At 58.7% G+C, this 9,245-nt stretch carries 10 protein-coding genes, 1 tRNA gene and 1 pseudogene; 4 read left to right on the top strand and 8 right to left on the bottom strand.

The window, feature by feature from the left end; translation table 11 throughout:
* Nucleotides 1-959, top strand: a 959-nt coding sequence (locus tag A3754_RS23550) for an AarF/ABC1/UbiB kinase family protein (protein WP_063521504.1), incomplete at its 5' end; no start/stop codon positions are given.
* Between the two features lie 24 nt (nucleotides 960-983).
* Here the strand turns inward: A3754_RS23550 and A3754_RS23545 are convergent.
* Together A3754_RS23545 and A3754_RS23540 are read right to left on the bottom strand one after the other, a co-directional pair.
* Nucleotides 984-1,940 (bottom strand): alpha/beta fold hydrolase, encoded by a 957-nt coding sequence (locus A3754_RS23545; protein WP_063521503.1) that lies wholly within the window; start codon nucleotides 1,938-1,940, stop codon nucleotides 984-986.
* 158 nt (nucleotides 1,941-2,098) lie between these two features.
* Nucleotides 2,099-2,944, bottom strand: a complete 846-nt coding sequence (locus tag A3754_RS23540; protein WP_063521502.1) for a DMT family transporter — start codon at nucleotides 2,942-2,944, stop codon at nucleotides 2,099-2,101.
* Between the two features lie 213 nt (nucleotides 2,945-3,157).
* Between A3754_RS23540 and thpR the strand changes: the two genes are divergently transcribed.
* Nucleotides 3,158-3,673, top strand: coding sequence for an RNA 2',3'-cyclic phosphodiesterase (thpR, locus tag A3754_RS23535; protein ID WP_063521501.1), 516 nt, complete (start codon nucleotides 3,158-3,160; stop codon nucleotides 3,671-3,673).
* 111 nt (nucleotides 3,674-3,784) lie between these two features.
* Entirely contained in the window at nucleotides 3,785-4,417 is a 633-nt protein-coding gene (locus A3754_RS23530; RefSeq protein WP_063521500.1) for a YbhB/YbcL family Raf kinase inhibitor-like protein, read from the top strand.
* 128 nt (nucleotides 4,418-4,545) lie between these two features.
* Here the strand turns inward: A3754_RS23530 and A3754_RS23525 are convergent.
* A tRNA-Pro gene (locus A3754_RS23525) sits at nucleotides 4,546-4,622 on the bottom strand.
* 154 nt (nucleotides 4,623-4,776) lie between these two features.
* On the opposite strand from A3754_RS23525, the gene A3754_RS23520 reads away from it, so the two are divergent.
* Nucleotides 4,777-5,943: a methyltransferase gene (locus A3754_RS23520; RefSeq protein WP_063521499.1), complete on the top strand. Its 1,167-nt coding sequence runs from the start codon at nucleotides 4,777-4,779 to the stop codon at nucleotides 5,941-5,943.
* Here the strand turns inward: A3754_RS23520 and mtnC are convergent.
* From mtnC to A3754_RS28190, 5 genes and pseudogenes are all read right to left on the bottom strand, one after another.
* Complete coding sequence (gene mtnC, locus A3754_RS23515) at nucleotides 5,940-6,620, bottom strand: acireductone synthase (RefSeq protein ID WP_063521498.1); 681 nt, start codon at nucleotides 6,618-6,620, stop codon at nucleotides 5,940-5,942. The genes A3754_RS23520 and mtnC overlap by 4 nt on opposite strands.
* A gap of 67 nt (nucleotides 6,621-6,687) precedes the next feature.
* Nucleotides 6,688-7,233 (bottom strand): acireductone dioxygenase, encoded by a 546-nt coding sequence (locus tag A3754_RS23510; protein ID WP_063518736.1) that lies wholly within the window; start codon nucleotides 7,231-7,233, stop codon nucleotides 6,688-6,690.
* A gap of 61 nt (nucleotides 7,234-7,294) precedes the next feature.
* Entirely contained in the window at nucleotides 7,295-7,930 is a 636-nt protein-coding gene (locus A3754_RS23505) for a methylthioribulose 1-phosphate dehydratase (protein ID WP_063521497.1), read from the bottom strand.
* Nucleotides 7,923-8,984 (bottom strand): S-methyl-5-thioribose-1-phosphate isomerase, encoded by a 1,062-nt coding sequence (mtnA, locus tag A3754_RS23500; RefSeq protein WP_063521496.1) that lies wholly within the window; start codon nucleotides 8,982-8,984, stop codon nucleotides 7,923-7,925. Before mtnA ends, A3754_RS23505 begins: the two co-directional genes overlap by 8 nt.
* A pseudogene (locus A3754_RS28190) lies at nucleotides 8,962-9,245 on the bottom strand (hypothetical protein); the annotation flags it as partial. The gene mtnA and the pseudogene A3754_RS28190, both read right to left, overlap by 23 nt.

Raw genomic sequence — 9,245 nt, 5'->3', positions numbered from 1 at the left:
TCCCTTTTCCATTGATCGAGAAAGCCTTGCGACGTTCCTGGGGCAGGGACTGGCGTGAGCGATTTGCCTGGTTCAATGAAACGCCGGTGGCGGTGGCGTCCATCGCCCAGGTACACCAGGCACAGCTACAGGATGGCCGGGAAGTCGCCGTCAAGGTGCGGTTGCCTGGTGTGAAGAAAGTCTTTGAGCAGGATGCCAAAGTCTTTCAGGCGGTGGCGGCGCTGGTGGCGCCCACCTTCCGTGAGTTTGATCTGCAGCAGGCCATTGAGCAGCTACTGACCATGACGGCCATGGAGCTGGATTTCCGTAACGAAGCCGCGAGTACCTTGCGTTTTTCCCGCCAGCCCCATCACGAGCGCATCCGCATCCCGGATATCATCGAGGGTTTATGCGGTGAATCGGTGCTGGTGACCAGCTGGGAAGGCGGGCAGCGACTGCGCAATTACCTGGATACTCACCCGGAAAAAGCCCAGGACCTGCTGGGAGTGTTGCTGACCAGCTATCTTCAGCAGGTCACCCGCTTTGGCGTTTACCAGGCAGACCCGCACCCGGGTAACTTTCTGGTGAATGATGACGAACAGGTGGTGATTCTGGATTACGGCGCTATTGGTGTGCTCACGGCGGATGAGGTGCGGCGTTACTCCCGCCTGCTATATGGATTGATGGGCTTTGAGGGGCCGGTGGATATCGGTGAGCTTTTTGTTCAGGCCGGGTTCAAGGGTGGCAGCCCGGAAACCCTGAAGGAGCTGGCGTTGTATGTGCTGACCGATCGCCTCAGTGAACAGGGGCCAATAGCTGCCATGGGCGAATTGATGAGCCGCTTTCGGGAAGAGCGCATCAGCATTCCCGATTCCTATATCGGCATTTCCCGGGTGTTGATTACGCTGGGTGGCTTTCTGATGAGTTATCAGGTCCCGTTTGACTGGACTCCGCCGGAGCAACGAGCCGGCGGAGCTTGATCAGTCTTGGGTTTCAGGCGCGTCTCAGGGGCGCGCTTCGCGCCAGAAGGCACGGAAGGCATCGGCACTTTTGCCGGGCACTTCTGCCATGGGAACATGACCAATGCCATCAAGAATCACCGCGCGGGATTGCGGTAACTCCTCGAGAAAGGCGTCTACATTATCGACTCCAAGCAAGCGATCTTCGCGACCCCATAGCACCAGGGTTGGTGTTTGAATAGCGGGCAGCACGTTTTTGTCTTCGAGCACCATGCCTGGGTCGTCCATCAGATCTTGCCATATTTTTTCAGCCACATGGGAGTTCTCCGCTTTCTTTTGCCCCATGATGTCGATAAAGAATCCGGGCATGTAAGGCGGTTCTTCCATGGCCCACTTCAAGGTGGTCTGGAATTGTTCTGCCTTGTGCGGAATCAGTGGGTTGCTCTCACTCTTGGCGAGAACATTCTTAAATTCCTCGGTCTGGCGAGTCAGGCCGGCAGAGTCCACCAGGCCCATGGAAAGCACACGCTCTGGTGCCTGTTGGGCAATAGCCAGGGAAATGGCGCCGCCCATGGAATTGCCGGCCACATGGAATTGCTGGATGTCGAGAGCATCCATCAGCGTTAGCAGGCGGGAGGCCTGGGCTGCCATGGTGTAATCCAGGTCCAGTGTACGGGTGGTTTGCCCGTGGCCTGGCAGGTCCGGCACCACAAAAACGAAATCGCCTTCGAGTTCATTGGCAAAGCGAATCCAGTTACTGGAATCGGCGCTGAACCCATGAATCAGTAGTACGGTTTCCTTGTCGGAGATGTTTTCACTATTTTGTTCACTGACAAGCAGGTGCCACTCGATGCCGTCCGCCGTTGTCAGTGTCCGGTCTTCCAGGCCGGCGCGGCTTTTTTCCATGCTCAGGCCATTATCATAGGCCCAGCGTGCCGCGTCTTCGCAGCCATTCAAAAAGACAGTACACAGAATAAAAAGAAACAGGTGTTTCGGTTGCATGCCGAACTCTCCGTTGTATGGCGTCACCTTCAAGGCGCTTCTCGTTTCCCGTGCGGGAAGCGAAAAGGTGATTGCCTTGCCCAAGCTGGGCCAAGCATAGGGGATATGCAGCGAAAATAGCCTTCTGAACGGGCCATTTTTCGGATCTGAACGGTTTCCTACCGGGACTTAAGATTCCAGATGCCGGCGGCCACGATCAACAGGGTGCCGATGATGGTGGTCAGCACCAGGGTCTCGCCCCAGAACATCCAGCCGAGCAACGCAGCCCAGATCACGGAGGAGTAGTTATAGACGCCCACCTGACCGGGTCGGGCAATCTGGTAGGCGGTGGTCATGGCATATTGCCCGCCTGTGGCCACCAGGCCGATGGCGAGAAGCCAGAGGTAATCGGTGCCTGCGGGCAGGGTGGTGGCCCATAGTAAAGGCAGAGACGAAAACAGTGTGGCAAAGAGCGCAAAGTAGAACACCACACGCTGGGCGGGCTCGGAAACCGCCATGCGACGGATGCTGACCTTGGCGATACTCATGATGGCCGCGCCGGCCAGCGCTACCCACATGACCGGGTCAATATGACCCTGCCCGGCGCGCATGATGATAGCAACGCCGATAAAGCCGGCGACGATGGCCAGCCAGGTGTGCAGACCGATCCGTTCACTGAGCCATAACCAGGCGATGATCGGTAGGAAAAACGGCACCGTCATTTTGACCAGTACCGCCTCTGCCAGGGCAATATGCCCAATGGCGTAAAAGAAACAAAACATGGCGCTCACGCCGGTGAAAGCACGGATCAGGTGCAGATGCACAAAGCGGGTTCGTAGCTGACCAAAACCACCGCGGGTGGCGATGATCGGCAGCAGGAACATCAGCCCGAACAGGTTGCGTGCAAACACGATGACCTCGGTGTCGAGGTGATCAGACAGGTGCTTGATCATGGCAGCCATCACCGCCAGAAGGCCTTCACCGAGTATCAGCAGCAAGGCACCCTTCAAGGGTTGGTCATTCATTGGTGAGGCGTCCGGGGTGGAGGAGTGAAGGGGCGAAGAAAAACGGCCAGACAGCTCGAACCGGATAACGTGTTCGCTGGCATGTTCGTGACCTGCTAGCCTTGAGCGTGAAGCTCGGCCCGCATACGTTCAGGCTTCGGCCAATCGGGCCGGCATTCTACCGCTGTCCCAGCCGGGACGCCACGCCATACGGTGGGAGGATGAAAAGGAAGCATGCGCTGTTTTATCGGTATTCCGGTCATCGGCACACTGGCACACCAGTGTGTCACACTATCCCATAGCATGGGACACGCTACCCCCATGGCCAACCTGCACCTGACGCTGGCGTTCCTGGGTGAACAGTCCGAAGCGGCCTTGAACCAGCTACATGGCCCGCTGAAAGAGCTTGCTGACAATAGCCCACCGTTTCAGCAGTTGCTCAACCGCTGTGAGCCCTTCCCCCGGGAGCAAGGCCCTTTTATGGCATTGACCGGTGCGGCCTGTCTGGCACTCAAGCAGCTGCACCATGACCTTTGCTTGTGTCTTCAAGAGTACGGTTTCCCGCGGGAGGGGCGGCCGTTTCGGCCCCACATTACGCTGGCCAAACCGGGGACTACGCAAACGCCTTTCAAGGCCATTGGCGACTGGGTGTTACCTGTGAATACGTTGATGCTTTACCGCAGTGAGCTGGGCGAGCCGTTTCCGAGCTATGAGCCACTGGCCCGGTTTCCACTGCTGGCGGGTGATTAGCCGGTTAATGGCCTGGGGTGCAATGCGTTCGGTATCCAGTAACTTGAATTCCCCGTTATTACCCGCATGCCTGATAGAGTATGCATGCAGTGCAACAAGGAGAGCTTACCGATGCAGCTACTTAGCAACAGCCTCACCGACCAGGCACCGATTCCGGAAAAATTTGCCTTTGCGGTGATCGACCCGGATACCCATGTGTCGCTATCGAGCAACATCAATCCGCATCTGGCCTGGAAAGGTGCCCCGGAGGGAACCCGTTCCTTTGCGGTGGTGTGCCTGGACCCGGACGCCCCCAGCGCGGCCGATGATGTGAACCAGGAAGACCGGGAAGTGCCGGCCAGCTTGCCGCGAGTCGATTTTTACCACTGGACCTTGTTTAACATTCCTGCGGACCAGAGCGAAATTCGCGAAGGTAGCCATTGCGACAGCGTCACCCCGAAAGGCAAACGCGGCCCGGCGGCACCGGATGGGCAGCGCCATGGGCTCAATGATTACACTGGCTGGTTTGCTGGCGATGCAGACATGGAAGGCCAGTATTTTGGTTACGATGGCCCTTGTCCGCCGTGGAATGACAGTACCGTGCACCGTTATGTCTTTACGGTTTATGCACTGGATGTGGAAACGCTGCCGGAGGGCAGGGATCTGAGCGGTGCGGCACTGGCTGAACAGATCAAATCACATTCACTGGCTCAAGCCAGCCTGACGGTTAGCTATACGCTGAATCCGCGTTTGGCTGAAGGGTGACATGCCGGATTAATGGGCGGGGCGGGATGGGGTTTTACCGGTTTCGCCTTGCATGCCCTGAATGGACCTGAAACGAAAAAGGCCGCTTTCGCGGCCTTTTTGCTGCCCCCTTATTTCAGGGGCTTATCTGGTCGGAGTAGCAGGATTCGAACCTGCGACCCCTACGTCCCGAACGTAGTACTCTACCAAGCTGAGCTATACTCCGATGGCTGCGCATTCTAGCAGCCAATTCAGAAAATGCCATACCTAAATGCGGCAGGCATGCGTGGTTGAGCAGTTTCTGGCCAATCCGGCGATCAGCGGGCAAAATGCGCGCCCGCAGGTATTTCGCCCATGTATTTCTCTATGAAAGGACCCGAATGACAGCTTTCCTTCACCCCTGGGGCCAGCTTGCATTGCAGCGCTGGCCGCGCCGGCGCAATGAGACCTTACAGGCCTGGGATAATGCGGATCTGTACCTGCTCAATACGTTGGCAGAACGCGGCCTGCCTGTATCGAAAGCAGATGAAGCCGCAAAGGCCGGCGCAAGAACCCTGGTGCTGAATGATCAGCAGGGCGCATTGGCATTGGCGTTACAGCAAGCGACCCCGGCGGGGTGTGCGTGCGTGGAAAGCAGCGGCGATTCCTTTATGAGCCAGGCCGCCACTCTGGCCAATGCCGAGGATAATGGCCTGACACTGGCAATGCCGTTTTTGTGGCCCTTCGATCCGCCGGGACAGGCCCCGGATCAGGTCATTATGCGTGTCCCCAAGTCCGTTGCGCTGCTGGAGTGCCAGTTGCACTGGCTCAGCCGGCATCTTCCGCAGGGCGTTCCTGTGTGGTTGGCAGGCATGGACAAGCACTTGCCCCGGCAGCTGGTGTCATTGCTGCAACGTTATCTGGGTAACGGTCGTGCCGAGTACGGCTGGAAGAAAGCCCGTTTGTTCAGTGCACAGACCCCGGGGCAGGTTCTGGCTGACACCGATTTCCCCAGCAAGATCAAAGCAGGGGACTGGCAATTAAACGTGCATGCCGGCGTATTCGCCCAGCAGCAGCTGGATATTGGCGCGCGCTTCTTCCTGGATCACCTGCCGCAGTCGTTGCCAGCGGGCTCACGGGTGGTAGATCTGGGGTGTGGCAACGGGGTGATCGGGTTGGCAGCATTGCAGGCCAGTCCCGGTGTTCAAATGACGTTTTGTGATGAGTCCTGGCTGGCACTGGAAAGCGCCCGTGACAATGTGTCGCGCTACTTTCCCGATAGGCAGTGCCGCTTTCACCATGGCGATGGTCTGGTGGGGCTGGAGAATGATTTCGACTGCATTCTGTTGAATCCGCCTTTTCATGACGGGCATGTGGTTGGTGATCATGTGGCCCGGCGGCTGTTTAATCAGGCGGCACGAGCCCTGGCTCCGGGCGGCGAATTACGGGTTATCGGTAATCGCCATCTGGGCTACCACAAGCTGCTTTCCCGTCGATTCGGGTCGGTGACGGTATTGGCCAGCAACGCCAAGTTTGTGGTGTGGCGTTGCCAGCAACCGCTGCCTTAATCCGGAAAGTTGATGTGGCTGAAATCACTGACCACCGGGTGTCGACTTTCCAGCCCGGCCTGTTCACGGTCCAGCAGGCAGGTGTGAAAGCCTGCTTCAGCCGCGGCATCCAGCTCTGCTTCGATATCAGATAAAAACAGCAAGGTGTTGGCAGGGTGGCCAATGTTCTGCTGGATTTTTCGGTAGCTGTCGGCGGCCTGTTTGGGGCCGGTGGTGGTATCGAAATAACCGGATAGCAGGCCGGTGAGATCGCCGGCATCGCTGTACGCGAAGAACAGTTTTTGGGCGGCGATGGACCCGGAAGAGTACACGTACAAGGGCAGACCACTGTCGTGCCACTTTTTCAGGGCCGGGGCGGTGTCCGGGTACAGGTGAGCGGTGTAATCACCGTTTTCATAGCCGGCCTTCCAGATCATGCCTTGCAGGGCCTTTAGCGGTGTGGCTTTACGGTCTTGCTCAATCCATCGGCGGAACAGGGCACTGGCTTGCTCCGGGTTACCCAGGGATTCGCCGGCCTCGGCTTCGGCGGCCTGAATTTGTTCCTGTACCGATGGATCGTCCCAGTGGGAATGGAGAAAGGCGGGGAACTGCTTGGCGGCATAGGGAAACAGCACGTCTTTCACAAACGCAATACTACTGGTGGTGCCTTCGATGTCAGTGATGATGGCGTTGATCATGAATGTCTAGCCCTGCTGTGTGAGCGTGCTTGCACGCTAAGGAATTGGCTGTATATCGGTGGTTGCGTCAGCCCAGCCGGTTGAAGCGCTGGGCAATGTCGCTGCCGGTAAAGTTGGCCACCCAGCCGTCCGGGTTGTTGAACAGGCGAATGGCCACAAAACGGGGGGCCGGGCCCATATCGAACCAGTGCGGTGTATTGGCGGGGACGCTGATCAGGTCACCTTTGGTGCACAGCACTTCGTAGACCTTGCCATTGATATGCAGGGTGAACAGTCCCTGGCCTTCCACGAAAAAGCGTACTTCGTCTTCGCTGTGCCGGTGTTCTTCCAGAAACTTTTGACGGAAGGCGGCCTTGTCCGGGTGGTCCGGCACCATGCTGACCACATCCACGGTCTGGTAGCCTTCATCGGCGATCAGGCGGTTAATGTCTGCCTGATACGCTTGAATCACTTCATCCTGCCGGGGGCTTTCGGATAACGGCTGGTTGGCTTGCCATTGTTCGTAGCGTACCCCGGCACTGGCCAGCACCCGCGCCATGGCCGCCTTGTCGGTGTGATGTTGTTCCAGCACTTCGGGTGCCTGGTCGGAAAAGACTTTCAGTTCGCTGTGCATGGCGACACCTCTTTATCAGTTCTCTCTTTGTGCGTTCTGTCTTGTCGTCTTGCCGGGTGCGTCAGCATCCTCGCAGGCGGCGGCATTCCAGCTCAATGGCCAGCAGGGTTTCCAGTGCTTCCAGTTGACGGTAGCAGGCCGGCAGGTCCTGCGCCCAGGTGTACAGGCCATGACCACGAATCAAATAGGCATGGCTGATATGACCGGCGCGCATTTCCTTGTCCACCTGGGCGGCAAGGGCGGCGATATCCTGGGTGTTCTCAAAGACGGGAATGGTCAGCCGGCTGTCATGGGTAGTAATGCCTTCCAGGGCCTTGAGCAGCTCATAGCCTTCCAGCGTAATGCTGTTGGCAGGCCAGTGCATGGTCAGCACCGTGGTGGCGTGGCTGTGGGTATGCAGCACCGCCTGAATGTTGGCATCAAAACGGTAGAGCTGGGTATGCAACAGGGTTTCGGCCGAGGGTTTGCCGGCGGAAGCCGGTTGACCCTCCATGTCTACGGCCATGATGTCGGTTTCACGGAGCAGGCCCTTGTCCTTGCCGGATTGGGTCACCGCAGCAAAGTCCGCATTCAGGCGCTGGGAGTAATTACTGCTAGTGGCCGGGGACCAGCCATTGGCATAAATGCGTTGCCCGGTGGCGGCCAGGGCGCGGGCGGCGTCACGGAATGCGCTGGTGGAGTAGGGGCGATCAGTCATGGCGGCGATCCTTTGCCTGGCTTAGGTGGGCCTTGAGTTTTTCCGTATTCGGGTGATGGATGACGCCCTGTTCGGTGACGATGGCGGTGATCAGCGCAGCGGGGGTGACATCGAAAGCGGGGTTGTACACCGGGCAGTTATCCGGGGCCACCGGTTTGCCTTGAATGGCGCGCACTTCGTTGCCATCGCGCTGTTCAATCATAATGTGGCTACCATCGGGCAGGGCGGGGTCCAGCGTGGAAACGGGGGCGGCGACAATGAAGGGAATCTGGTGGTGCTGCGCCAGTACGGCCAGGTTATAGGTGCCGATCTTGTTGGCGGTATCACCGTTGGCGGTGATCCGGTCGGCCCCGACGATAACCGCCTGAATTTTTCCCTGCTGCATAAGCTGGCCTGCACAGCTGTCGGCGACCAGTGTTACCGGAATGCCATCATTGAGCAGCTCCCAGCTGGTCAGGCGGCTGCCTTGCAACCAGGGCCGGGTTTCACCGGCATAGACCCCCGCTAGTTGCCCACGGGCCCATGCGCTGCGAATGATGCCCAGGGCGGTGCCATGCCCGCCGGTGGCCAGGGCGCCGGTATTGCAGTGGGTGTAAACGGTGGCGCCATCAGGGAGCAGGTCGGCCCCAAATTCGCCCATGGCCTGGTTGGCGGCCAGGTCTTCGCGGTGAATGCTCTCTGCGTCGTCCGTTAACGCCTGGCACAAGGCGTTGCCCTGAAGGTCGCCGGCCACACGTTGCAATCGTTCCAGTGCCCAGAACAGGTTGACGGCGGTGGGGCGGCTGGCTGCCAGGCAGGCAATGGCATTCTGTAGCGAGGCCAGGGTAGCGCTATCGCCCAACCGCTGGGCTTCCAGGGCCAGCCCGTAGGCGGCGGTGATGCCGATGGCCGGAGCGCCTCGCACGACCATATCGCGAATGGCATCCGCCGCTTGCTGGCTGTCGAGAATATTCAGCCACAGGGTCTCTGCAGGCAGGTGGCGTTGATCCAGTAACTGCAGGCGATCGCCGTGCCAGCGAATGGCGGCGCTATTAACCGCGGGGGTAATGGCCATGGGTGGGCTCCTTGAATGCGTCCGGGTGCTCCAGCGGGCGGCGATGGTACTTGCCCCTGATCCAGTTTGCGGCCCGGAAGACCCCGGGGCGGCGCATGATAGCGCGTTCCAAACGGTATTTCCCCGGAAAAGTACTGGTCATGATGGCAATCAAAAGGGTCAGCAGACCCTGCCCGGGAAGGATCAGCATGAGGATGCCGGCGAACAGCAACAATATGGCCAGCAGGTTGCGCAACAGCCACACCAGCCAGGCAATGACTC

The sequence above is a fragment of the Alcanivorax sp. HI0083 genome, assembly GCF_001635175.1.
The sequence above is the reverse complement of the archived record's forward strand: the minus strand, read 5'-3'. Positions and strand labels throughout refer to the sequence as shown.

Coding starts and splice junctions, on each gene's coding strand:
- A3754_RS23545 (WP_063521503.1), bottom strand. CDS start 1,940: ATGCAACCGAAACACCTGTTTCTTTTTATTCTGTGTACTGTCTTTTTG.
- A3754_RS23540 (WP_063521502.1), bottom strand. CDS start 2,944: ATGAATGACCAACCCTTGAAGGGTGCCTTGCTGCTGATACTCGGTGAA.
- thpR (WP_063521501.1), top strand. CDS start 3,158: ATGCGCTGTTTTATCGGTATTCCGGTCATCGGCACACTGGCACACCAG.
- A3754_RS23530 (WP_063521500.1), top strand. CDS start 3,785: ATGCAGCTACTTAGCAACAGCCTCACCGACCAGGCACCGATTCCGGAA.
- A3754_RS23520 (WP_063521499.1), top strand. CDS start 4,777: ATGACAGCTTTCCTTCACCCCTGGGGCCAGCTTGCATTGCAGCGCTGG.
- mtnC (WP_063521498.1), bottom strand. CDS start 6,620: ATGATCAACGCCATCATCACTGACATCGAAGGCACCACCAGTAGTATT.
- A3754_RS23510 (WP_063518736.1), bottom strand. CDS start 7,233: ATGCACAGCGAACTGAAAGTCTTTTCCGACCAGGCACCCGAAGTGCTG.
- A3754_RS23505 (WP_063521497.1), bottom strand. CDS start 7,930: ATGACTGATCGCCCCTACTCCACCAGCGCATTCCGTGACGCCGCCCGC.
- mtnA (WP_063521496.1), bottom strand. CDS start 8,984: ATGGCCATTACCCCCGCGGTTAATAGCGCCGCCATTCGCTGGCACGGC.